Source organism: Spirosoma sp. SC4-14, assembly GCF_037201965.1.
GTDB lineage: Bacteria > Bacteroidota > Bacteroidia > Cytophagales > Spirosomataceae > Spirosoma.
Genome location: NZ_CP147518.1, coordinates 6209953 through 6235654, shown reverse-complemented (window position 1 = coordinate 6235654; position 25702 = coordinate 6209953). Strand labels below are relative to the sequence as shown.

General features: G+C 48.5%; 19 protein-coding genes. 3 read left to right on the top strand and 16 right to left on the bottom strand.

Annotation, left to right across the window (positions count from 1 at the left end):
- Nucleotide 1: 1 nt before the first annotated feature.
- Genes WBJ53_RS25575 through WBJ53_RS25565 form a run of 3 tightly spaced genes read right to left on the bottom strand, consistent with a single transcriptional unit; the run spans nucleotide 2 to nucleotide 3260 of the window.
- Nucleotides 2-592, bottom strand: coding sequence for a biliverdin-producing heme oxygenase (locus WBJ53_RS25575; RefSeq protein ID WP_338871504.1), 591 nt, complete (start codon nucleotides 590-592; stop codon nucleotides 2-4).
- Nucleotides 589-1020 carry a response regulator gene (locus tag WBJ53_RS25570; protein ID WP_338871502.1) on the bottom strand — a complete coding sequence of 144 codons (432 nt, stop codon included), beginning with the start codon at nucleotides 1018-1020 and terminating at the stop codon, nucleotides 589-591. Before WBJ53_RS25570 ends, WBJ53_RS25575 begins: the two co-directional genes overlap by 4 nt.
- A gap of 2 nt (nucleotides 1021-1022) precedes the next feature.
- A complete protein-coding gene (locus WBJ53_RS25565; protein ID WP_338871500.1) occupies nucleotides 1023-3260 on the bottom strand; it encodes an ATP-binding protein in 2238 nt (745 codons plus the stop codon).
- A 289-nt stretch (nucleotides 3261-3549) separates the two neighbouring features.
- On the opposite strand from WBJ53_RS25565, the gene WBJ53_RS25560 reads away from it, so the two are divergent.
- Both WBJ53_RS25560 and WBJ53_RS25555 read left to right on the top strand, forming a co-directional pair.
- Nucleotides 3550-4473 carry an SMP-30/gluconolactonase/LRE family protein gene (locus WBJ53_RS25560; RefSeq protein ID WP_338871498.1) on the top strand — a complete coding sequence of 308 codons (924 nt, stop codon included), beginning with the start codon at nucleotides 3550-3552 and terminating at the stop codon, nucleotides 4471-4473.
- 465 nt (nucleotides 4474-4938) lie between these two features.
- Nucleotides 4939-5496 carry a hypothetical protein gene (locus WBJ53_RS25555; RefSeq protein WP_338871496.1) on the top strand — a complete coding sequence of 186 codons (558 nt, stop codon included), beginning with the start codon at nucleotides 4939-4941 and terminating at the stop codon, nucleotides 5494-5496.
- A 429-nt stretch (nucleotides 5497-5925) separates the two neighbouring features.
- Here the strand turns inward: WBJ53_RS25555 and WBJ53_RS25550 are convergent, their stop codons facing one another.
- The 12 genes from WBJ53_RS25550 to WBJ53_RS25495 form a co-directional block, all read right to left on the bottom strand.
- A complete protein-coding gene (locus WBJ53_RS25550) occupies nucleotides 5926-6873 on the bottom strand; it encodes a sugar ABC transporter substrate-binding protein (protein ID WP_338871494.1) in 948 nt (315 codons plus the stop codon).
- A gap of 22 nt (nucleotides 6874-6895) precedes the next feature.
- The gene (locus WBJ53_RS25545; RefSeq protein WP_338871492.1) at nucleotides 6896-7882 is read right to left on the bottom strand and encodes an ABC transporter permease; all 987 of its coding nucleotides are present in this window, start codon (nucleotides 7880-7882) and stop codon (nucleotides 6896-6898) included.
- Between the two features lie 18 nt (nucleotides 7883-7900).
- Nucleotides 7901-9391, bottom strand: a complete 1491-nt coding sequence (locus WBJ53_RS25540; protein WP_338871490.1) for a sugar ABC transporter ATP-binding protein — start codon at nucleotides 9389-9391, stop codon at nucleotides 7901-7903.
- Nucleotides 9392-9516: 125 nt separating this feature from the next.
- On the bottom strand, nucleotides 9517-10674 hold the full coding sequence (locus tag WBJ53_RS25535; RefSeq protein WP_338871488.1) for a Gfo/Idh/MocA family oxidoreductase: 1158 nt from the start codon (nucleotides 10672-10674) through the stop codon (nucleotides 9517-9519).
- Nucleotides 10675-10717: 43 nt separating this feature from the next.
- On the bottom strand, nucleotides 10718-11752 hold the full coding sequence (locus tag WBJ53_RS25530) for a TIM barrel protein (RefSeq protein WP_338871486.1): 1035 nt from the start codon (nucleotides 11750-11752) through the stop codon (nucleotides 10718-10720).
- 113 nt (nucleotides 11753-11865) lie between these two features.
- The gene (locus WBJ53_RS25525) at nucleotides 11866-13101 is read right to left on the bottom strand and encodes a hypothetical protein (protein WP_338871484.1); all 1236 of its coding nucleotides are present in this window, start codon (nucleotides 13099-13101) and stop codon (nucleotides 11866-11868) included.
- 20 nt (nucleotides 13102-13121) lie between these two features.
- Complete coding sequence (locus tag WBJ53_RS25520; RefSeq protein ID WP_338871482.1) at nucleotides 13122-14183, bottom strand: aldose 1-epimerase family protein; 1062 nt, start codon at nucleotides 14181-14183, stop codon at nucleotides 13122-13124.
- A 108-nt stretch (nucleotides 14184-14291) separates the two neighbouring features.
- A complete protein-coding gene (locus WBJ53_RS25515) occupies nucleotides 14292-15083 on the bottom strand; it encodes a DUF1080 domain-containing protein (protein ID WP_338871480.1) in 792 nt (263 codons plus the stop codon).
- A gap of 77 nt (nucleotides 15084-15160) precedes the next feature.
- Nucleotides 15161-17836, bottom strand: a complete 2676-nt coding sequence (locus WBJ53_RS25510) for a heme-binding protein (RefSeq protein WP_338871478.1) — start codon at nucleotides 17834-17836, stop codon at nucleotides 15161-15163.
- 121 nt (nucleotides 17837-17957) lie between these two features.
- Nucleotides 17958-18227, bottom strand: a complete 270-nt coding sequence (locus WBJ53_RS25505; protein WP_338871477.1) for a hypothetical protein — start codon at nucleotides 18225-18227, stop codon at nucleotides 17958-17960.
- A 117-nt stretch (nucleotides 18228-18344) separates the two neighbouring features.
- Nucleotides 18345-19862 carry a RagB/SusD family nutrient uptake outer membrane protein gene (locus tag WBJ53_RS25500; protein ID WP_338871475.1) on the bottom strand — a complete coding sequence of 506 codons (1518 nt, stop codon included), beginning with the start codon at nucleotides 19860-19862 and terminating at the stop codon, nucleotides 18345-18347.
- 69 nt (nucleotides 19863-19931) lie between these two features.
- Nucleotides 19932-23162: a TonB-dependent receptor gene (locus tag WBJ53_RS25495; protein ID WP_338871473.1), complete on the bottom strand. Its 3231-nt coding sequence runs from the start codon at nucleotides 23160-23162 to the stop codon at nucleotides 19932-19934.
- Nucleotides 23163-23758: 596 nt separating this feature from the next.
- Between WBJ53_RS25495 and WBJ53_RS25490 the strand changes: the two genes are divergently transcribed.
- Entirely contained in the window at nucleotides 23759-24775 is a 1017-nt protein-coding gene (locus tag WBJ53_RS25490) for a GntR family transcriptional regulator (RefSeq protein ID WP_338871471.1), read from the top strand.
- 6 nt (nucleotides 24776-24781) lie between these two features.
- Here WBJ53_RS25490 and WBJ53_RS25485 read toward each other — a convergent pair whose 3' ends face one another.
- A complete protein-coding gene (locus tag WBJ53_RS25485; RefSeq protein WP_338871469.1) occupies nucleotides 24782-25696 on the bottom strand; it encodes a pirin family protein in 915 nt (304 codons plus the stop codon).
- Nucleotides 25697-25702: the final 6 nt, after the last annotated feature.

Below are 25702 nucleotides of genomic sequence, written 5' to 3'. Positions count from 1 at the left end.
CCTATTCGTTTAGGAGACGAACTGGCTCCGTTTGCTCGAAAATTTGTTGGTAAGTAACAAAAGCCTGTTTGGCAGCTTCAATAACCACATCAGGAGTGGCTGATCCGTTGCGGGTCAGAAAACTCCCAAAATTGCGCCAGTAATTTCCTGTTGCTGATCCATAACCCTGGTAAAAACGGGTCTGAGCAAGTAGGGGCTCAATAGCTTTGTTATTCTGTAAAAGCTTCCAGATTACTGTGCCGCCGAGCATCGAACCTTCGCCTACATACGCTGCGCCCAACAGGGCAATTGGAGACCAGTCTATAAACAGATTGGCCATTGGCGCGGGTTTGGGGCTATTCAGATAATCCAGATCGGCAAGGAGCCAGGGCGTTTTTTTGCGAGTGAGGGGCTCATAATCCCGAAAAAAGTCAGAATGCTGGTCGATAGCAGTTTCCAGATCCTGATGAAACACCAGATGAGTACGCAACAGATGCTCATATTGCGCAACGGTGAGCGTAGCATTCTGGAGCGCTTCCGTATAAAAAAGTTGCTCGGTTTGCTGGTGAAGTAAGCGGGTTTCCTGGCGTAGCCGTTCGGGTAGGGAGGTCATTTGTTATCGATTCGGGTGTTATTTTCCAGCCAGAAATCATAGACTCGGCGCAGCAGGGTTGCTGTGGCCTGGTAGCTTCCCGGTTTTACGACATAGGCATTGATTCCCGCTTCGTAGGCCGATCGAATGTCGGTTGGGTTATCGGATGTGCTAAAAGCAACAATTGGTAAGTAACGAGTGCGTTCAACCGATCGGGCATACTGTATTATGTCGAAACCGCTTAATCCTACCAGATTTAGGTCGAGTAAAAGTAGTTTGGGAAGTGGTGAGGGGTGCTCCCGATAGTTTCCCTGACCCGTTAAGTAATCGACGGCATCGGAGCCACTGTTTATGACTTTATAGCTGATGGGAAGTTTCAGTTTGTGCATAAGGCGACTGAAAATATCCGCATCATTTGCATTATCTTCAATATAGAGAACGTCTGCCATGTTTAGGTTGTGACCTCATAAGGGAAAGAAACCGAAAAAGTTGAGCCTCGATTAGGTTCGCTATGAAACCAGATTTTTCCTTCGTGGCGGTTGATAATTCGTTTTACAATAGCCAGCCCAACTCCCGAGCCTTCAAACGATCGGGCATTTTCCAGACGTTTGAACAGATCAAACATCTTGCTTGACTGTTTCATGTCGAAACCAATTCCGTTGTCTTCTACAGTATAAATAACTTCGCCGTCAGATTGTTTTCCGTTGATCTGGATAAGTGCCTGCGGCACAGGACCTGTGTATTTTGCCGCGTTGCTGATTAGGTTCGTAAACAACTGAAGGGCCATGGTCGGATCGGCCACAATAGGCGGAGCATCGCCAATCTCGATAGTGAGCGATCGGTCTTTAGCCGTTACCAGAATTTCTTCCCGAATACCTTCCAGTAATTTACGCATATCAATCAACTGCTTGGTTAATTCGGTACGGCCCATGCGTGAGTAATACAGAATATGCCGGATCAGCGATCGCATTCGTTCGGTGGAGTCAACAACTTTCTGAAAAAGTGCCCGCGCATCAGGGTTAAAATCCTGGCCGTATTCTTCCAGTAATATTTCTGAATAACACCGGATCGACGATAGGGGGGTGCGCAGATCGTGCGAAACGGTGTAGCTAAAGGCATCGAGTTCTTCGTAGGCGAGTTGGAGCCGCTGATTCAACAGCCGAATTTCATTGGCTTGCTTCGTTACTACCTGAAGTACATCTTCCCGGAGTTTAACAACGGCCGAAACCTCGGCTTCAGACCAGAGATCAGACGTGTTGTGTACGATTTGCGTCCAGGCTTCAAAACTCTTGCGAGGGCTGAGCCGAGCCTGACCATCGTCGCCAACGGTTACGGGTTTATCAGGATTGCCTGCCCAGGTTACTTCCTGAATCCGCTCGGGCTTAAACCAAAATACGTATTCATTAAGCTCTTTAGAGAGTACAATGGCTAATAAACCGGCGCTCACCTGTCGAAACGCTTCGGCGGGTGGATACAGATTGGGCAACTGATTGGTTTCCAGAAAGGTTTCGGTGTCGCTGGCTTTGATCCAGTTGGCTAATGCCAGTATGTCGGCCTCGCTGGGAGTATTGCCTAATTTATAAATTTTATTGTTGAACAGCAGAGCCGCTCCCGAGGCTTTTGTTATATCCAGAATAGTAAACGACCGCTTCGTAAGCGCCTGAACCACATTTTCGTCCAGTAGCAACTGCTCATGAATATATTGCCCTCGCTGACGAAAATGGAGCAGGTTGGATTGGTCTTCTTCGTCTTTTCGGAATTCGAGTGCTGCCGATAATAACTGACTGACAAATTTAGCCGACTGCCGCGCCGGATAATCCACAAATCGGGGTGAATAATTATGGCAGGAGATTAAGCCCCAGAGTTCACCCTGGTAGAGCAGCGAAATGCTCATCGAGGCTCGCACACCCATGTTGCCAAGGTATTCGATATGAACTGGCGACACCGCTCGCAAAACCGAATGCGTCAGGTCGAGTGGGCGGTTAGCAGGCCAGTCGGGTTCCGACAGGATGCGGGATGGTTTACTGGCTGCATCGGCAATTTGACGAACCAGGTTTACCTTATAAAGTTCGCGCGCTTGGCGGGGAATGTCAGATGCTGGATAATGCAGACCCAGATACGGCTCCAGATGAGGTTCTTTTTCTTCGGCCACAACATGGCCGTGCCAATCGGCCTCAAAGCGATATACCATCACCCGGTCGTAACCAATAATTTTTTTCACTCGTCGTGCCGTATTTTGCAGCAGTTCGGCTAGCGTTCGGCTAGCCTGGACTTCGGTCAGGGCCTGAGAAATCAGTTGCTGATTCGTAAACGAGTTGTGGTCGCCGACGGGCTCCCATTCGAGCAGCACAAGACCTTCGTGCTGATGAACGATGAGATTCCAGGTTTTTTCGTTTAGAACAAGCTGGTAGGGATTCAGACCATCCCACGATCCGTTTCGGCGGCCAACATTGAGAAACTCAACCAATGAGCCAATTGGCAGCACTGTATCGGCTAAAGCGGACTCAATTGTTTTTCCCAGCAACTGCTCGGCTGGCAGGCCCAGCAACTCGGCAATATTATCGCTGGCATGAACAATTGAATATGTTTCGGGAAGAATGGCCAGTAAATAGCCATACGATTGAATAGCGCCGAGAATGTGAATTGGCTCCCGTTCGCAGTTAGTTAGGTCAACGTTCGATAAAGTCATTAAGCAACAGTACTTCCCTGGTATAGAAAGCGGACGATCTCAAATAGAAAAAAACGGTAAAGGAACGATTTGCAATATACGTAAAGAAGAGGCAAGTTAAATGGAAATGTATAGTTGTTCTATAGAAACTTATTAGTGGTAGTATTGTTTCTGCAATCCGGGTTAACTGCCATTCGACTTATGGCGCTAGTTTTGTAAGACGAGTTACGGGCGTTTTCTCCGATAGTAACCCCATAAACAGTAGAATTAAAGCATTGTTCGTCTTCGGTAGGTATTTACGTTTCGACTCATGACCTTTTTCTATAAAGCTGGGCTAGTGTTGGCATTGCTTGTTGCCCTACCCACAATTACAGTTGGCCAACAGCAGAATGCGCAACTGGCCGATTCGGTTCGTGTAGTGGCTCCGGGCGCTACTGTGAAGCAGATTTCAAGTCAGTTTACTTTTACGGAAGGCCCGGCAGTTAATCGTAAAGGCGAAATCTATTTTACGGATCAACCTAACGACAAAATCTGGAAATATGGTACGGATGGCCAGCTAAGTTTATTTATGGATAAGGCAGGACGTTCTAATGGATTGTACTTCGACAAAAAAGGGAATCTGGTTTCCTGCGCCGATGCGAAGGACGAACTTTGGTCTATTACACCCGATAAGAAAGTAACGGTGTTAATGACCGATTTTAAGGGCCAGCGGCTAAACGGTCCTAACGATTTATGGATTGATTCGAAAGGGGGTATTTATTTTACCGACCCTTATTATCAGCGCGATTATTGGGAGCGTAAAAAGCCGGATATCGACGGCCAGAAAGTGTATTATTTGCCAAAAGGCCAAAAAGAAGCACAGGTTGTCGATGCCGATCTGATGCAGCCAAACGGTATTGTTGGTACTCCCGACGGGAAATACCTGTATGTTGCCGACATACGGGCCAACAAAACATACCGGTACCAGATCAATGCCGATGGTCGTTTAACCAATCGCCAGTTGTATGTCTCCCAGGGCTCCGATGGCATGACGCTCGACAATCAGGGTAATCTTTATCTGTCGGGGCGGGGGGTTACGGTGTATGATCCGACCGGTAAAAAGATCGGTACTATTCCTATTCCGTCGCGCTGGGTCGGGAATGTATGTTTTGGTGGAAAAGACCGTAAAACATTATTCATAACTGCCACCGAATCGGTTTATACGGTACAAATGCGAACAAAAGGAGTTGAATAAGTTCGTGTTCAGCTAACTCCCAAAGCCCAGAATTTGCTCTGTAGGGCTACACAAGAAAATCAGGCTACCCCATAAGAGTGGCCTGATCCGATACGCTGTAAGCTTCTTTTCAGGTTATATACGGCTATGGGTTTGTCTTAGATTCAGGCTACACCTGCAAAGTACAGGGTTCTGCATGTCGGGCTCCAGAAATGGCTCGAATAGACGAATCTTTAGCCTAATCTGAATAGTTGTGTATAAGTCTAATTATCAGTGGATTAGTGAATCTGTCTTGCTACTCCGTAAGTCCATTTCCGGTAAATGTGTATCTATAAAGGTGTCTTTTCTTGATTTTGTGTATATAATTTATGCTTTTTGTGCATTTGGCTAATTATTATTGCTTTATAGATACATATTTATGGTGTAGAATACAAAAAATTGTATTTTCTTGCCAATCGCCTATAACCATCTGATATTTATAGATTCATGCTTAATTCTATCGAAACAGAACAGGCATCAGTCATAATGAACGCACTAGCAACACTCACGGCAAAGGAGTTGACCCGCTATCTTGGGCGAAAGGTGCAGATATGGTTTCCCGACTACACAAAACATGGCGAAATTGGTATTCTTCAATATGTTCGGGATAAAATAGAGGGCAACCCTATGACGCCCACCGTTGGTGTTTTGCTCGAAGGCGATTCGTTTCCGCGGGCCATGAATCCCCAGCATGTCCGACCAATTCTACGACGGCTGGTTGGCCTTACGGAAGCAGAGGCCAAGCAATGCTTTCGGCTAGGCTATCCATATTGGGACCAACGCGAATCGGTTCGTCTGCTTCGGGGAAAAACACACGTAGAACTGGTTTCGGGGCCTATCAGGCTCCTGATTACGACGCAGGGCGTTGTTACGTCCGAACGGCATATGGATGGGGTGGCAACACCAGCGCGGGTCAACGCCTTAGGCTTGTTAAATTACCTCGACAGGTTGTTTATCGATACCCGGGGCTATATAGAATCTGAGCTGGCTATGGCAGCCGAATAAAGACATCTCCAGCTTAACAAAAAACGCCAGCCCTAACAGGATTGGCGTTTGCCGTTTTCTTAACCTATGAGATATTTCTTACAGGCCACAAAGGTAAGGCTACTCTAGTGAAATCGTATGTTAAAATACCTTAACATAAAAACGCCGGACTCATAAAGTCCGGCATTTATAACCATCCTCTTTTCCAAAAACCTTCTTAACAAAGTTAAGAAGTTAGAAAAGGCAAGAGGTTAAAAGAAGCTTAAGACTATAGACGTAAAAAAACAGCCCGGACAATTGTCCGGGCGTTTTTCCTTCATCTTGTTCATATTACCTATTCATTCTCTGATACGCAAATGATGCGCTGCCCGTTGCTGAGAAGGTAAAAATTAACCTTTTTAAGCCGTATTGGGTAGAGTTAATACAGGAAAATGAAGTAGAAGCATACAATCATTTAATGTATTGCCCAACGTTTTCTTTAGTAACCAGCTCAAATGGAACGAGCGTTTCTTTATCGTATGGCTGTCCTTTAATAATTTTAATTGCCGTTTCTATCGCTTTGGCTCCCTGTTGTTCGGCATTTTGGAAAATAGTTGCATCCAGCGTGCCGTTTTTTACGGCCTGTAGGGCATCAGGAATGGCATCAATACTAACCACAATTACCTTGTTTTTTAATCCTGCACTGGTTAGCGCTTTTACGGCTCCCATACCCATTTCATCATTCTGCGCGAAAACCGCATTGATGTCGGAACCGTACGACTGAATCCAGTTTTCCATCAATGCCATCGATTTGGCCCGATCCCATTCGCCAGTTTGGTGAGCAATCAGCTTCAATCCCGGAAATTGTTTCAATACTTCGCGGGCACCCTGTTCGCGCTGGATCTGCGCTGCCTGACCCATATAGCCGTGCATCATAACAACATTGCCTTTGCCATTGAGCCGTTTCGCAATATAGTTCATGGCAATACGACCCGATTCGACATCGTCGGAGCCGACAAACGCGGTTGGTTTGGCGCTGGTGGCCGAATTAACATTGATGATTGGAATATGAGCCGCCAGGGCCTTCGTTACAGCCGGAGAACTGGCTTCGACTTCGCAGGGGTTCATGATGATGGCATCGACTTTCTGGGCAATAAAGCTTTCGACCTGCTCAATTTGCTTCAGCGCCGACCGTTCGGCATCGACAGAAATAAATTCAACACCACTTTCTTCAGCCTTTTTGGCCATCTCGTCGTTGACGTTGACAATGAATTCATTCTGCATACTGAGCATCGTAGCGCCAATAACAAGCGGCTTGTCTTGTCCGTTTTGATCGCTTTTGCCAGATTGGCCGCATCCGGCGAGTAATAAGGTAAGTCCTAGAACATTACATACTATAGTTGATGGTATGCGTATCATTTATAGAAAATGAGTGGGTTAGTTATCGTTTGTTTGTTTGGCTCAGGCTGTCAAGCACCACGGCACCAATAATGATCACGCCCATAACAACCTGCTGGTAGTAGGACGTTACGTTGAGCAGATCGAGGCCATTACTAATTACACCAATCAACAGAGCGCCGATGAGTGTGCCGGTAATAGTGCCCGTGCCACCGGATGTGCTGGTGCCGCCGATGATGGCTGCAGCAATGGCGTCGAGTTCGAAACCAATACCTGCATTGGGTTGCCCCGTTGTGATGCGGGAGGTCAGTAGAATACCGGCCAGAGCAGCTAACCCTCCGCAAAGCGTATAAACCATCATTTTTACTTTGTTCAGTTGAATGCCCGAGGCTTCGGCAGCCTGTTCGTTGCCACCAACAGCATACATATATCGTCCCATAACGGTCTTTTTCAACAGAACGGAGCAGCCTATAAAAGCAATAATGAGAATAATGATTGGAGAAGGAATACCCAGAACCTGGCCGCCACCAATAAAATTGAATGAGTCGGACAGGTTCGAAATAGGACGGCCTTTGCTGAGGATTAGCGCCAGACCCCGACCGATGGTCATGGTTCCGAGGGTGACAATGAAGGGAGGTACTTTAGTTCGCGTAATCACAAATCCATTGAGAGCACCCAGCGCCAGCCCTGCCAGTAAACCCGCCAGCACCGGTACAATAACCGGATAGCTATCGGGATGAGCAAACAAGGCCGCAACAACACCCGTAACGGCAACCATTGAGCCAATGGATAGATCAATACCGCCCGTGATAATGACAAACGTAACGCCAAACGCCAGCAGGGCATTGATAGATACCTGCGTTACGATGTTGGTCAGATTCGAAACGGTCAGAAATTTTGGTGTTACAATAGCTAATAGAACGCACAGGACAATGAATGCAATAAAAATTCCATATTGGCCAATGCCCCGCTTCGGAACCCGGACGGTACCTTTGCTCTGATTGAAATAGCTGGTAAGTACGTTTTTCATGCAGGCTGTTAAGACAAGTTATTGCGGCATGGCATAGGTCATAATGGTTTCCTGACTGGCTTCTTCTTTCGATAGCAAAGCCGTTTGTTTGCCTTCCGACAGAACAAGCACCCGATCGCTCATTCCTACTAATTCCGGGAGTTCCGACGAAATCAGGACAATAGCTATTCCGTTGTCTGTTAGTTGGCGAATGAGTTTATAGATTTCAAATTTGGCCCCAATGTCGATGCCGCGGGTAGGCTCGTCGAGAATGACAATATCCGGTGATGAAAGCAGTACCTTGCCAATCACTACTTTCTGCTGATTACCACCGCTAAGGTTAGCTATTTTCTGGTCGACACCGGCTGTTTTGATTTGCAGGGTTTCAACCATCTGAACGGCTGCGGTGGTTTCGTGACCATCCTGAATAAAAGGGCCTTTCGCATAGCTGGTCAAACTCGCCAGGGTAATGTTTTCTTTAACCGATAGCTGCGGAATAAATCCCAGTCCTTTACGATCTTCGCTGACGTAGCCAATTCCATGCCCGATGGCATCCTGTGGTGATTTAATCCGTATGGGCCTGCCTTTTACGTAAATTTCACCATTGTCGATAGGGTCCAGACCAAAAATAGCGCGGGCTACTTCGGTACGGCCAGCGCCCATCAGCCCCCCAAGCCCCAGCACTTCGCCGGCCCGAACCGTAAAGTTGATATCAGTAAATGCCCCGCTACGGCTAAGATGGCGAACTGCCAAAAGTTCGTCGCCTTTCTGGGCATCGGTGTCTGGGAAGAGGTTGTCGATTTGTCGGCCTACCATCAGGGCGATCAACTGATTGGTGTTGATGCTCGATGCCGGATTGGTAGCAATGTATTTTCCGTCCCGCAAAACCGTTATGGTATCGGCAATGGAGAAAATCTCATCCATTTTATGCGAGATATAAATAATGGCAACGCCTTTGCGAGTCAGGTCTTTAATGATCGAAAATAGGGTCGTTACTTCTTTATCAGAGATGGCCGATGTAGGCTCGTCCATAATAATTACCCGAGCGTCGTTCGAAATGGCTTTGGCAATTTCAACCATCTGCATTTCGGCCACACTCAGGTATTTCATCGGCGTTCGAACATCGATGTGAACACCGATCAGGGCCAGAATTTCTTCAGCTTTCTGGCAAATTGTCCGGTCATTCAGCCAACCCGGAAACCGATGGGTTAGCTCGCGGCCCAGAAAAATGTTTTGTGCAACAGTTAGTTCCGGAACCATCAGAATTTCCTGATGAATCATCGAAATGCCTTTGCGGAGGGCTTCACTAACCCCTTTGACGTGCAGTGGCTGGCCTTCGAACAGAATCTCTCCCGAATCAGGTTTGAGTAAACCGATCAGAATCTTCATGAACGTCGATTTGCCTGCCCCGTTCTCACCCATTAATGCATGGACTTCGCCTTTCCGAACCGATAGCTGCACATTGTTCAGTGCCGTTACGCCCGCAAAGGTTTTGGTCAAACCACGTACCTGAAGAATGTAATCCTGCATTGTATTAACGAGTAAATGAATGAAAGAGCGAAAGAATGAAAGAGTGAAAGAATGAAAGAGTGAAATCGGACTGCATCTGCGTCTAATTCACTCTTTCGCTCTTTCACTCTTTCGCTCTTTAACAATTAGCTCCACTGCACGCCAGTGTCTTTCCAGGCTTTGGCGGCTGCCGATTCAAGAACGGCTTCACAAACTTTCTGGGTTTCCAGGGCGTCTTTGAAAGTAGGGCCACAGGGTTCGCCGGTTTCCAGACTTTTAAGGAAATCGGCAACCTGATGAACGAAACTGTGCTCATAGCCGATACCCAGACCCGGAACCCACCATTTGTCCATATAAGGCTGATCGCCATCGGTGACGTGAATCGACCGCCAGCCCCGAACAATGCCTTCGTCGCGGTGATCGAAATATTCGAGCCGGTTCAGGTCATGCAAATCCCAGCGAATGGATGCGTGTTCGCCATTAATTTCGAAGGTGTATAATGCTTTGTGCCCACGGGCATAGCGGGTCGATTCAAACAATCCCAGCGAACCATTGTCGAAATGGCAATGGAAGATACAGGCATCGTCGATGCCAACGGGTTCAACTTTACCTTTTAGTTGGTGAAAGCGTTCTTTCACGAAGGTTTCAGTAACGGCCGACACGTCGGTTATGCCGCCATTGATCCACATAGCGGTATCGATGCAGTGCGCCAGCAAATCGCCCGTTACGCCCGAACCAGCCGCTTCGACATCCATACGCCAGGTGCCAGCCCCGCCCTGCGGCACATCGGCACTAATGGTCCAGTCTTGCAGGAAGTTGGCCCGGTAGTGAAAAATCTTGCCTAGTTTACCTGAATCGACGATTTGTTTGGCCAACGTAACGGCCGGAAGCCGACGATAGTTGTACCAGACTGTTGTATTCACACCGGCTTCCGTAACTGCATCGAGCATTTGCTGGCCTTCGGCAACTGTGCGTGCAAGCGGTTTTTCGCAAAGAATCATTTTCCCGGCTTTAGCGGCTGCAATCGCTATTTCGGCATGCGAATCGTTTGGGGTGCAAATATCGACAGCATCGATATCGTCGCGGGCAATTATGGCTTTCCAGTCTGTTTCGGTCGATTCGTAACCCCACTGTTCAGCGAAGGCCTTTACTTTATCGGGGTTTCGTGAGCAAACGGCCTTTAAAACGGGGGTATAGGCTAAGTCAGGAAAAAAGTTGGGTACACGGTTATACCCGTTCGAATGTGTCCGGCCCATAAAACCGGTACCAATTAAGCCAATTCGTATTTCTTTTTTGTTTGCCATTTCTTTAAAAGATTGGCCCCCTTTGGGGGCTAGGGGGCTTTTTTTATTCTGCTTCGTACCAGCCGTGCAGTTGGCGGACTTTGATCATTGTGGCCAGAATGTCGTTCCAGGTTTGGGGGCGAGTCATCACTTCGTTAGGGAACATACAGCCATCCCAGCAGATATGTCGGAAGGCTTTGGTGAGCTGACCGTTTTCGTCGCGCAGCCAGTAGCCTGCATCATGAGCAACGTCGAGCTTTCCATTAGGGTCTAGTGCCTGACAGTGGCGACCGGTTTTGTCGTGTGAGCCTGATCCAAATACGGTTCCATCGTTTTGCGCAACATGGAAGTCGATAGTCCAGGGGCGAAGCGCTTTGGTAACGGCTTTCAGGGCTTCGTTCAGCGTTTTGCGATCGCTCCAGTCAAAATCGGGGGGGAGAATCCGGTCTTCCGGGCTATTGTAGCCCAACAGATAGAGCAGCGTATGTGCCATATCGGCCTGGAAACCCATATTGGGCCGGTCTACGGCAACCAGCGTATCGACCATTGTTTTCCAGCTATGCATACCTCCCCAGCAGATTTCGCCTTCAGCGGCCAGCTTTTCCCCATAGTCGGCAGCAACGTCGCAGGCCTCCTGAAAAGTCTGAACAATTAGTTTGGAGTTGCCCACCGGATCAACGGCCCAATCGTGTGGAGAGGAGGCTGAGTCGATTCGAACAACACCACTTGGCCGAATCCCGATTTCTTTTAGTTTCTGACCGATGGAGCAGGATTTGCGCACCATTTCAACAAACTGCGTACGCTGCTCACGGGTGCCCATTGCGGGGCCACCCCAGATTGGCGCAACCAGTGAGCCGATTTTGAGGTCGTAGCTGCTTACTTTATCGGCCAGCCTTTTGATATCGTCGTCCGACATATTGATGTCGAGGTGTTCGAATAGGGCCAGATCGACACCATCAAATTTGACACCGTCTACTTCGGCAGCAGCCGTTAGTTCGAGCATGGTGTCGAAACCAATTACAGGCTCAGAATCGGGGCCTTTTCCGACAACGCCAGGCCACATTGCGTTGTGGAGCTTAGGATAATTATTTTCGTTCATGGACAGGTTATGGTTTAAAGGTTGAGTGTTTACGGTATTCGGTTTATGGTTGCGCTGCTTATTGGGCTATGTCCTTCTAAAGCAGGGCAACCGTAAACCGAATACCGTAAACTTTACAAACTAGTCAGATCCAGATCAGGGTTGTTTGGACCGAAGTGTTTGAGCATGACAATAGGGTCGGTGGTCGAGTGGTTAACAATCGTGACGCCTTCCATAGCCGCTTTTTCACTTACGAAAAACTCATCGTTCGTTAATTGACCGTAGCGGATCATGGTTGGTGTTTCGATGTCCCAAACGCCCATTTTGCCGTGTCCCTGCATCATGATCAGTCCATAGGCAGCATTGTCTTTGATGGTAACCGTCTGGCCGGGGAATACCGTTAACTCTTTGGCGCTAAAAGCCTCCGATTTGTAGCAAACCCATACTTCGCTGTAGCCTTCGGCTTTCATTTCTGCTTCGTCCCGAACGGGTTTGGGACGCATGAACCGGTTGGCCATCATTTGCGGATCGACGTTCAGGTCCCAGTCGATGGCTTCCATCAACTGATCATAATCGCCGATGCGATCTTTGGGCGTACCATTCCAGAGCAATTCTTCTGGAATAATGGCTTCGTTCACCAGCGATTGATACATGGCAAACACGTCCGATGCTTTCTGCGGTTCGTAGGTACACATGCTACCCGGCGCGTGCAGAAGTCCGGGCGGAACGTCCCAGCCGGTGCCCGGCTCAAGCCGGTAGGCCGACGAGTAATTTGTGATTTTGTTATCGCCTTTCGTGAAGTTTTTGAGGCATTCTTTAATTTGCTCTTTGCTGGTGCCGGGAGCAATACCGAAGAACGTATAGGGGAAATCGCCACCATGGTTATTGACCTGTGGCGGGAAATAATAGGCTTCGGGTTTGCCCAACTGACCAATCAACGCAGCCTGTTCGTCGTTGTGGTGCAGGTGGTGGGGTAGGGGCCCCATATTGTCGAAAAACTTGGAATACATCGGCCAGGCACCATATTCGTTCCATAACCGGTCGCCAATCAGTTCGCCTTTTAGTTCATCGACTGCATCTTTTAGCAGAAACTGAACTTCCTGACCATCTTCATCCTGAAAAACAATATGGCTTAACCCTTCATTTTCGCCCGTTAGCGGCCCGTTTTTTGCCGGAGTTGTCGATGAAAACCAACGCTCGTCGATTCCGCCACGTTCGCCACCCAGTACGTAGTAATCATCGGGGTGAAGTTTGATCCGGCGGCCGGGTACACAAAATGACCGGGGAACCCAGGTTGGCGTAAGCCGTAAAATTCCTTGCCCCTGCTCTAATGCTTTTGCTGCTACGCTTACTTTTTCGGTTGTTTCCATAAGGGGTATTGTTACTCGACTTATATGTACTTGCTTACAAATTCATGAATGAGGGTGCTGTCGGTCAGGACTTCAAGTTCGAGATCATAGGTCCGGCTTTGTCCTGGTTCGATACGCAACAGGCTTCCCTGTTCGCGAGCCTGGGCTTGTCCGATAGGTGGATGCGTTCCGGGTTCGATACCGGTAACATACTCGCCTTTGCCCCAATGCTGCCAGTTGGTTAGCCAGGGTAATTGATTTTTGGGAAAGCGTAATGCCAATGCCAATTTCAGATTGTCATTGTATAAGCCAGTGCTACATAAGCCCGATTCGTCGGGCCGGATGTCGATAAAGGCAACGGCTTCGCCCGTTCCGTTGTGGCTTTCCTGCGGGGCTGGGCATTTGCGGAAGTGGTTACCCTCCCGAAACGTCTCCCCATTCAGTCCGCCTTCGCGGGTTTGCCAACTGCCCTGCCAGAGTATATCGGTGCCTTCGTCGACTAGTGGCCAGCCGAAGTTGAAATGATAGAGCAGCATATGCGGGGCAGGCGTATTAGCCCGGTTAATCACTTCGTCGTGGATTCGGATCGTTGCCTGGCCGAGTGTTCCGGAAATGGTACGCCTTAACTCCAGACTTGGCCCAAATACACGTGTTTCTTTCATGCGCCCCGTAATACTCATGTCCAGCAAACCCCTGGCTGGGTCAGGCTGAACAATGGACTCAATTTCGGCGGGGGTGTGGCTGATGTGCCCATGCAGGCCACGGCTTCCATAGGCATCCTGCTCGGGACCGCCTACATGAGTGAGTCCGCAGGTGGTGAGTAAACCACCCGTAAAGGTTCGTAACCAATCGATTCCCTGATCTGAAAAGGGCTCGGGAGGAGTGATGCCAACATGACTCAGCCAGGCCAGGCTGTGCTGATTATAAAAAGCGTCGGCAATATCCATAGCCCGATCAAGAACAACTTTATAGCGGAGTCCGGTGCCTGTGTTGATCCAGGCAATGCGGGTTCCCCGACCGGAACCATTGTCCAGAACAGAGGTTTCGATGCCACCGATCTGAGCGGTATTCGATACTTTATTATGCCAGGGAGGTAATGTCAAGGGGGAATTCGGTTTGTGGTTTACGGTTTCGGTTTACGGTATCGCTGCTTTAGTAGGATGTATGCTGATAGGCGGAGCCACCATAAACTGAATACCGTAAACCGAAGATTACATTTGCTTTAACATCAAATTCCGATATTGCACTTTCATGGGCGGGCCAACGTGTACCTGTACGCCAAGCAGACCCTTTGCTTTTCCGTTTACGGTATCGTCGTCCGTCACATCGCTCATCAGTACATCATTGATATAGTGCTGTAAATGATTGCCTTTGATAACGAGGTGGAACGTATTCCAGTCGCCGGGCTTGATGAGGGTTTTCAACGAATCGGAACTACCCAGCGAACCTACTACTTTCATACCCGTCCAGGCATTCCGGCTTACTTTGGCCCGTATGGCTTCTGGTGTATTTTCCCCGGTATAGGGTTCGATAACCGTTTTCTGACCACGGTAGGCCAGGGTTGTCCGTTTCCGTTCTTCGTAGTTCTGGCCTGTGTAGTTATTTTTTCCGTCGATGTCGGCCTGATACCCTCTCAGCGCATGGGGTATATCGGTCAGTTGGTCGCTCCGATAATTGATGCCTGAGTTACCCGTTTCTGTAATTTTAAACTCGCCTTTCAGCTCGAAATCGCCCGGTTCACCGCCTTGCCAGATAATGAAATTATTGGTTTTGAGTAGTGTTGATGGTGTTATTTCACCCGTCAGGCAGCCGTCTTCAACTTTCCAGTATGTTGGATCGCCATCCCAGCCTTTGAGGGTTTTGCCATCGAAGATTTGTACGTACCCTTTTTCTTTTTTACTTTTCTTACTCTGTCCCAGACTAGCCGTTCCAATGCCTGCGGTTAGTACAATCGCCAGCATAAGCCCTACCGGAAGGAATTTACTCTGCATATTTCTTAGCATCTTAGTTCTGTTTGGACGTAAGACCTAAAAGGTTTTTAAAACCTTTTAGGTCTGTTTATACTGAAGCCAATGACTAATTATTTACCACCCGCTTTATATACGTCGTTATTCTGATTGCCACCCGATTTCAGGTAGGCCATAAGGTCGCGCAATTCGTTCGGATTCAGGCTATTGATTAGGCCAGGGTACATGATCGAATCGGGTGAATACCGTTTTGCCGTCACATCTTTCTTCGGAATCTTACGGACTTGATCAGGAGCAAACGGGTTCTGCGAAATCACGTAGTTGAGTTTGTCTTCGTTGACTTGACGACCTACAACGGACTGACCATTTTTCAGAATATAGACCGTTGATGCATACTGGTCTGAAACGGTTTTGCTGGGCTCAATAATCGCTTCCAGAATGTCTTTATTGGAGAAGCGCGTGCCAAGCTGCGTCAGGTCGGGGCCAATGTCGCCACCGGAGCCTTGCATCGAGTGGCAGCGGCTACACAGAATGGCTGCGTAGATTTTTTTGCCCGTGTCGAAGTTGCGGTTTGTCAGCCCACTATCAACAACGGCCAGCGCATTATCGATCGTCCAGCGACGGCCTGGTCCTTTGGGCGAATAATCGCTGGTTACGATGTCGTTACCTGAACTGGTCAGAATATCGGCACCCGACATTTTGTTGAATTTCTCGAACTGATCTTTCGGAACATGGGCCAGTGCCAGTTTGCGAGCCCGGTCGATGAACCCGACGTAGCTGCGGCCACCTTCAAATTTGAAGGCATTGCCAAACCAAGTGAAGTATTTGGTGCGGAGTTCTGGAGTCCAGCCCGATTCGGCGCGGCTCAGCGCAACGGCATAATAGGTTTGCTGGAGAGGTGGTACTTTGGCCAGCATTTTGGCAATATCCATCCCATACTGGGGGTTCCGCAGAATCAGATCCGACGAGGCTGTGCTGGTTTCCAGACCCAGGTTTTTGCTGCCGGGCTCATCTTTCATATCCATTAGCGTCAGCGTTTTGTTAACCACACCCGGAGCTTCCAGATAAATCAACACTTTGCTGAGTCCACGGTTCAACAGGGCAGTTTTTGCCGGATAATGGGGGTTCAGATAGGCAACCACTTTGGCTTTATCGGCCGCATCGGGAGCGCCCATACGCAGGAAAATCAGTTCGAAAGCCCGAGTCATATCAAACTGTTGCGACTCGGGCAACTGATCGTAGTTAATTTTCATCAGGGTTGCGAGTGCCTTGCTTTTGAGGTCGGCACTACCCTGGCGAGCCAGTGCAATGATGGCCTGGGTAGCACGTTGCGGATCGGTTTCGGCCAGTGCTTTTTCCTGCCATTGTGCTACGGGCTGATGTTCCACTGCAATACGAGCGGCATAGCGAACAAAGCGGTCGGGGTGGTTCAGGTGCGGCCAGGCGGCTGCAATAGCGGCCGGGTTTGCACCTTCGTGGTATTTTTCGAGATCGGTGCGCAGCTTGTGCTCAGCCGTAATAACCGGTGTGATCGGCGCTGTTGACTCAGAACCGTTATAATAGACTCGGTATAGATCCGACTCAAGCCGACGACCACCCGTCAGGAAGTACAGCGCACCATCGGGACCAATTGCCCCATCGGTGAGAGCCAGTGGCGTTCCCGAAATAAACTCTTCCCGTGTGCCTTCGTAGCTGGCGCCTTTGGGTTTCATGTGGATGGCATAAATGATCCCAAAGCTCCAGTCGAAAGCATAAAGCGACTGCCGGTATTTGAGAGGGAATTTCGCGTTCTGGCCGTAGAGCACATTGGTTGGCGACCCTTGCCCGATGTTCAGCACCGGAGGAAGGTTATCCGGATTGGCGGGCAACCACTTGCTGTCGCCTGTACGCCAGCCAAATTCGGCCCCGCTCGGAACATGACAAATGCGGGTTGGACGGTACCAGGGCAGACCAAAATCCCATTCCATGTCCGAATCGTAGGTGAAAATATCTCCGGCTTCGTTGAAGGCAATGTCGAATTCATTTCGGAAACCAGCTCCCATCAACTCCCAGCGCTTTCCTTCCGGATCTACCTTGGCAATCCAACCACCGGGTGCCATTCGGTCGTTAGCATGGCCACGAGGATCTTTGATCAGCGGAAACAGGTTGTCTTCCTGCCAGTTTGACGGAAGCCGGTAGGCATCCATTTTTGGAACGTCGGTATGGTTACCGGCGCATACGTAAAGCGATTTCTTGTCAGGGGAGAGTACAATGCTATGCGGGCCGTGTTCGCCTTCTCCTTTCAGTTCGCGCAGCATGGTCACTTTATCGAAATGATCGTCGCCGTCGGTATCCTGTAAGCGGTACAGACCGCTAGGCTTGGGAAACTGTTTATTGGGGCGGTTGTTCACCATCACATACAGGCTATTGAAAGCATACAGCAACCCATGAGCGTAGCCCATACCGACGCTGGTGTCTTTGGCAATAACGAGTTTTTCGATGGTAGGATTGGTAGAACCGGAGCCAATGGCCGGAATTTTTAGCCGGTATAGCGATCCGTACTGATCCGACACAATCATACGGCCTTTATCGTCGAAGGTCATGGCCACCCACGAACCCTGCTTGTTTTCGGAAGGGCTGTAGAGGTGTTCGGCTTTAAACCCAGGTTGAAGTTTAAGCTTTTCTACTTTAGGGTTTTCGGCGCCCTGTTTGTCGTTTTCCGGGTAGCGTAAGGTTACCCAGGATGCTCCGACCAGCACGAGGGCAGAAACTGCTAACCCAAGTTTAGCGACGTTGAATCGAGATGACATGGTTATTAATGAGCTAAAGTTTAAGGAATGAGTTCGACAGTTACCTGTTTCTGCTCAACCTGTATCATGTTTATGGTTGTATTCGGTTACTAAGAGACGAACACCTGGCATATTCTACTGATTAAGCGGTTATGTACATGAAATTCGTGCGCTTCGATACCCGTCTGGCAACAGATGATGGCGCTGGCTTATATTGGACCGTTATTAGTTTAATAAAGGGAAGAAAGAAATAGTTGGATAGACTAAATGCCTGATGTTGACGAGTGTTCGGCAGGTGTACAATCTGTAAAATGGTAGCCCATTTGTTCGGCACCAATAGCGGTGTCGATGCTAATGGGAAGGCAACTCCGATAAAGCCAGCAGTGCAGAACGGGATCGTGTGGTTTTCCATTGACGAACAGGCTTTAACAAGTAATGTGAACAGCGGATAAATAGGAAATAAAAAAAGTGCCGGGCCAAACCGGGTTAATGGCCCAGACCCGGCACTAGGATTGAGAGGGTTTTTGGATTAGAAGTTGGGTGTTAATGCCGATTCTACGGCTGGCAAACCATAGTAGTCGTCCAGAACCGTAAATGCGTTTGGTGGCGGAACAGCGCCAGCCGGGAAATAGTAGGCGGCAGGATTAGCCTTCACACGGGCCCCATAGGCACCGATAATTTCCTTCACCCGGCCCGTTCGGGTCAGGTCGAACCAGCGTTTGTTCTCGAAAGCCAGTTCAACCCGACGTTCTTTGAAGATGGCTTCGCGCATATCGGCCTGCGATGTGGCCGTTGTGGCTGCCAACCCAGCGCGCGCCCGCACCTGATTGATATACGTAGCGGCTTCGCCCGTTTTGCCCTGTTCGTTCAGCGCTTCGGCCAGAAACAGCAGTACTTCGGCGTAACGATAAACCGGCCAGTTCTGTCCTGTGTTGTTATGTAGCGTGTGTGTGCGGGCGTATTTTTTAATATACGGATACACCTTGTTTTCCCGTAAGCTGGTGCTCAACGTAACGTAGCCAATGGAAATGTCTTTCCGCTTGTCGCCGGGTTCATAGGCCGCAATAATATCCGGTGTTGGGATGTTGTTGCTTTCCTGTGAGGTGGGCTGTGGGTTAGTGGTTCCCGTAATTGGCGCAATCTCGGCCGCCGTAATAGGCGAGGGCAGGAACCGGTAAATCTGGTTACCGTTGTAACCGGCCGACCCTTCCATATACTGAATCTCAAATACCGACTCTGCATTGTTCTTATTGGTCGATGTATAGGAGAACGCGTCGTTATAATCGGGCATCAGTTTGTAGGTGTCATTTGTGACCACATCTTTCATGAGTGCTTCGGCCTGCGCCCATTTTTTCTGGGTGATATATAAATTGGCCAGCAGTGTTTTGGCCGCTCCCGATGTTGCCCGGCCCGCTTCCTGAGTGGCTTTATTGAGCAGGTTAGTGCTGGCAGCGGTAGCATCCTTTTCAATCTGCGCATAGATTTCCTCGGTAGAAGAGAGTGGCAATGCGGCATCTTCGCGACTTGTGGTAGGCGTTAAATGCAGCGGAACTTTACCAAACAACCGAACCAGATCGAAATAGGAAAGCGCTCTAAGAAACTGGGCCTGCCCTTTCAGGTTATTTTTCACCGCATCGCTAGTGAACGTTATGCCGGGCGCGTCGATTGAGGCTAATATCTGATTAGCCCGTGCGATCGTTACGTAATTATAGCGGTAGGCATTCAGCACGTTATCATTTGCCGTAACGCCATTGGCGGTTGGAACGGCGAAATCAGCTACGTTTTCCGTGGCATCAACCGCACCATACAGGGTATTCCGGGCATAATAAGTATTGTCGGAGTGCATTTCCTCCAATACCCATTCCCGTTCGTTATAAAGTGCCCGGAGCTGCACATAGGCTCCATTGACAGCCTGCTGGAAATCGGCCTGCGTTTTGAAGAATGTAGCCGAACTTAATGCAGTTTCGGGCACTACAGTCAGGAAATCTTTTGTACAGCCAGTTAGTACAATGGCCAATAAGCCGGCTGCTATATGTTTTGTTTTCATCAGAAACAAGGTTTTAGGATTGGTGATCAGCGATTATTTCTAATTGCCGATGACGAATGACCAATGTCGTTAGAAGTTCAGGTTAACACCAACGGTGTAGGTGCGTGGAACAGGATAGCTCGAAAAATCAACGCCCTGGCTCAGGTTACCGCCGTCGCCGTTACCATTACTCTGGGCGCTGGTTTCCGGGTTTGGTCCACCCCAGTATTTGGTGAAAATGTATACCTGCTGCGCCGAAAGATAGACCCGAGCCGATTTGAAGAGTTTATTGACAGCTCCGATGTTATAGCCCAGCGTTATGTTTTTGATTGTAAAGAAGGAGGCATCGGCCAGAAACTGAGTACTGTTCCAGTCGCGTTCGATACCGGTATAGTTACCACCATTGTTGGTCGCGCCAAACATGCCAGCTCCCGGCGTAATCACATTCGTTGCTACGCTGGATGTAACCCCATTGTTAACAACAAGCGCATTCTGAACCCGGAACCGATCTTTTACGCCCGCAACCATGTTGAACACGCCGTCGAGGTTGGCGGTGCTATAGAGGTGGCGAACCCACAATTGGTTGCCGTATGAACCCGAACCCGTGATCGAGAAATCGAAGTTGCCGTATTTCAGGTCGTTGGTGATCCCGTAGGTGAATTTTGGGAAGGGGCTGCCAATAATGGTCCGGTCGTCAGAATCGCCCCCGTAGGTAATCACACCATCGCCATTCACATCTTTCATTTTAATAGTTCCGATGGCCGAACGACCTGGAATGATGGGCGATGATCTAAGGTCTTCAGCACTCGTATAGTACCCCTGCTTTACTAAGCCATAGAACTGACCAAATGGATGCCCTACCTGCGTAATGTGGAACGAACCATACACGCGGTCGATGCCCGGTGCCAGCGACATTACCATGTTGCGGTTGAACGAGATGTTGGCATTGGTGGTCCACTTCAGTTTACCAACGGTGTTTTTGGTGGTTAGCGAGAACTCGTGTCCCCAGAATTTAATCTCACCAATGTTGTCGTTGAAGTTCGTAAAGCCTGACTCCTGTGGCACCTGCACCGCATACAACAGGTTAGTAGTACGCTTGGTATAGAAATCATAAATGAACTGAATCCGATCATTGAACAAACCCAGATCAAGACCAATATCGAACTGCTTGGTGGTTTCCCAGCCCAGATTTGGGTTGGCCAGCGACGTTACAACAGCACCCGTTGCAACATTGCTCCCAAACACAGCATTGGTCGTATTATTCACCAGCGCATACTGCGTATAGTTACCAATGTTGTTGTTCCCGATTACCCCGTAGCTGGTACGTAGTTTGGCAAACGAAACCTGCGGCAGCGTTTTCATGAAATTTTCGTCTGACACCACCCAGCCTAACGAAGCCGATGGGAACGTACCCCAGCGATTGTTGGAGCCGAAACGCGACGATCCATCCGCACGAACAGCCGCCGTGAACAGGTATTTTCCTTTATAATTATAGGTCAACCGGGATAGGTAAGACGTTAAGGCCCACTGATTTATATCATTCGATGTGTTAGTGCCGCTCCGATCTATATTCAATGCTCCCTGAATGGTTGGAAGCCGGTCGTCGGCGTAGGTATTGGCCTGAATCCGCGTAGACTCCTGACGGAATTGCTGGTTGGTAAAACCGGCTAACAACTCAAAGTTATGATCGTTAAAACTCCGGGCATATGTAGCCAGGTTTTCGTTCAGCCACGATATGTTTTCAATGCTTTGCCGGATCGATACCGCCGTTGTTGGAATCGGAACATTGATGGCACTGGTGGCCGTTGATGGGTTGAAGAAGAAGAACTTCGAGTTCATATACTCGATGTTCATCGTCGACTTCAGTGTCAGTCCCTGAATAGGCCGGAACATAACGTAAGCATTACCCAGCAGGTTGGTGTTTTTGGTTTCGTTGGTTAGTTCGCTGGCTGCCCGTACCCAGTTCGGATAGGCAAAAATGTTGCCTGTGCTGGCGGGGAGCTGATTGTATTTGGTCAGGTCGCCATTGGCATCGTAAATTGGCATGATTGGCCAGGTATGCAGGGCATTGAACAAAATACCTGTACCCCGGTCACCATCCGTACGAGGGGTGTTGTCGAATACATACGATGGCGCAATATTGAACCCTACCGTTACTTGTTTCGACAGGTTATAGTTCGAGTTCATCCGCAGTGAATAGCGTTTGTACTTGTTGTTGATAACAACCCCTTCCTGATTGAAGATACCCGCTACCAGCGATGTGTTCGACTTTTCGGTGTTGTTCGAAACCGTCAGGTTATAACTCTGGAGCGGGGCTACGCGGAGCAGGGCATCGTACCAGTCATTATTTTTTCCTTCATACTGCGAGGGGTTCTGAAAGATGTCCGGTACGGGCTGAAGCATGTCTTCATAGTATTCTTTCTTGAACTGCGCGAACTGAACGGCATCCAGCATTTTCACCCGTCCTCTCATAGGAACTTTCTGGAGCCCCGTGTAAGCCGTGAAGCTAACATTGGTCTGACCTGGTTTTCCTTTTTTGGTCGTAATCAGCACAACCCCGTTGGCAGCCCGAGAACCATACAGAGAGGTCGATGCGGCATCTTTCAGAATCGAAATATCATCGATTTCGTCGGGGTTAAGCTGGGCAATATTCCCAGTAATGGGGAACCCATCGATTACATAAAGCGGGTCGCTACCGGCCGATACCGAAACCTGGCCACGGATACGAATCGATATTCCCTGACCCGGTTTACCGGTAGTTTGGTTGATTTGAACACCTGCCAGACGACCCTGTAGTTTCTGACCGATCTGCGAAACAGGCAGGTCTTTAATCTCTTGTGAGCTAACCGTCTGTACAGCGCCCGTAACTTCTTTTTTGAGCTGGCTACCATACCCTACTACAACTACTTCGTTCAGTGTCTGATCATCGGCTGTCAGGGTTACATTTACGGTCGTTTGGCCACCAACAGGAACTTCTTTGCGTTGATAGCCTACAAAACTAAATACCAGAACGGCTTTCGAATCGGGTACGGCTAACTGGAAATTCCCATTTTCATTGGTTGTGGTTCCTTTTGTGGTTCCTTTGACAACGACACTTACCCCTGGCAGACCTTCTCCTTTGTCGTCGGTAACTTTACCAGACACGGTTATGTCTGCCGTAGCAGAGAATTCTGGCTTAGGATGCACAGCGGTATTCATGGCAAAAAGTTGCTTGCCGAAGCGCTCGGTCCTGTTTGGACTCGTTACCTTTTGTTCCTGTGCATAGCTCGCGTAACTACTCGTTGCTATACCTAGCACGACCAACTGATAGAGTATTTTCATAATAATAATGTAAGAATAGGATTCTCAGGATTAGGACAACTTTCCTTTGCTCAATACAATGGCCAAATATTACAATCGTGCTTGCTCAGACTTTCCTATACTTTCCTACTTTTATAATTATTTGAATTTCTTATTTGAAATTTTTTACTTAGAACGCTTAGAAGGTTACTATAAAATAGCTCTTTCCGACCCAAAATGAGGAAAAGCTATACGTATCACGATTAAGCCTTTGACTCGTTTTTTACTGTTTCCCGGAAGAATATAGTTGAGGTGTAATTAAAGAGATAGTATGTTTTATTTATTTTCCAGTATACATAGATAACCCCTTGCCCTTATTGTCGAATAATTGCTGCGGGGCAGAACAACGTAGCATAAACAGAGAAATTGGTGAGTTAGCAACGGCCGAAAAGACATTAGCCGCTTAATCGAATAACGAATGAGCAAAATGTTAGTAGGATTCGCTGGCTGCTACTTTATATAGAAGAAAGAGTATAGCGCGAACTGACTTAAAACTACTCCTTGTCTTAGCTGTAAAGCAAAAATTGATTCAGCTTGGTTTATGCTTTCGATAAGCATTTGTGTCTAAACGAACTTGTATGTTACGGCATATTAAAATCAATGATTATTCGAATACCCCCAAATACCAACAGATTTACAATTCAATTATTGAGGGGATTGAAAACCGGGATATATTGCCAGGGGATAAGCTACCGTCGATTCATGAGCTATGCGCTGAATTCGATATTGCCAAAGGCACCATTGAGCGGGCCTACGAACTCCTGAAAGAAAAGGAGATTATAGAAGCAGTTCGGGGAAAAGGATACTACATCAACTACACGAAGACTGGTCATAATCTTAAAATATTTTTATTGTTCAATAAGCTTAGTGCTCACAAAAAAATCATCTATGATTCGTTTGTCGAACTGCTGGGGCCGAGTGTAGCGATTGACTTTTTTATCTACAACAACGATTTCAGACTATTTCGTGATTTAATCCAGCGGCAGGCTCGCAATCATACGCATTATGTGATTATTGGGCATTTTTATGAAGGGGGTGAAAAAGCCAATGAGTTAATCAACAGCCTGCCTAAACATAAACTGGTCATTCTGGATAAGCTTCTGGAAGGTGTATCGGGGAAGTATGCAGCGGTGTTTCAGAACTTCGAAAAAGACATGTATCAGGCGTTGACCGAAGCGCTGCCACTCCTGAGAAAATACAAAACCCTCAGCATTCTTTTTCCGTCTTATACCTATCATCCCAAGGCCATCCTGAACGGGTATTATAAGTTCTGCTACGAGCATGATTTTAATACACGGGTTATCAACAACATTCAGCAGGAAGTTATTTATCCCGAACAGGCCTATATCAATCTGATGGAGGAAGACCTGGTAGAGTTGATCAAGAAAATTAAGGAAACTCCCTACGTGCTGGGGCAGGAAGTTGGTATTTTGTCGTATAACGATACGCCTTTGAAGGAGTTTTTGCTGGAAGGCATTACGGTTATGTCGACCGATTTTGCCCAGATGGGTCGGACGGCAGCCCAACTGATTCTGAATACCAGCGTTGAACACATCGAAAATCCGTTTCAGCTTATTGTGCGAAAGTCGCTCTGAGTAAGGTTACGACAGCAAGGGTGGGGGTGGTGTTCCGGCGGGTTTCGATTTATCCTGTGGGAGCGGCACAAATTCAGTGTTGTCGTTGGGGGGGAGGGCAATGCGGCCCGCGAGCCAGTCGGCTTTCGCCTGGTCGATACGATCGCGTCGGGAAGAAACAAAATTCCACCAGATAAATCGCTCGCCCAGTGGTTCGCCACCCAGCAGCATGAGGGTGCAGGTTTCCGACGCAACCAGTACCGGATCGATACCGGGTGTAAATACCAGCAATTGCCCGGCGCCATAGGTGTGTCCATGTACGGCTACACTCCCTTTGGCCACATAAGCCCCCCGTTCGGGATAGCCAGTGGGTAGCCCAAAATGAGTCCCTGGCTGTAAAACAACATGGGCATAGAACAGCGGTGAATGCGTTTTTACATTGTTATGTAGCCCAAACGCGTCTCCTGCAATTAACCGCATCCAAACACCTTTATCTGTGAAAATGGGCAGTTCATGAGCCTGATAGTTCTCGAAAGTTGGTGCGTTTTCTTCAATAGCTTCGGGCAAGGCCACCCAGGTTTGTATCATTTCGAGTTTGCCACCTGCCAGCATAGCCGGATCTTCAAAGCGTTCGGAGTGTGCAATACCGCTGCCTGCGGTCATCCAGTTTACTTCGCCGGGGCGGATCACCTGCTCAACGCCCAGGCTGTCGCGGTGAGTAACAAGGCCATCGAAGAGGTAACTTACTGTCGACAGACCAATATGCGGGTGTGGCAATACATCCATACTCGGTATCTGCGACGGTTCGAGCGTAACCGGCCCACCATGATCCATAAATATGAACGGGCCAAGCATACGGCGGAGCCGATAAGGCAAAATCCGCCGAACAGAAAACCCATTTCCCAGCGAAGCAGGGCGTGCATCGATAACCAGATCCAACATAACGGT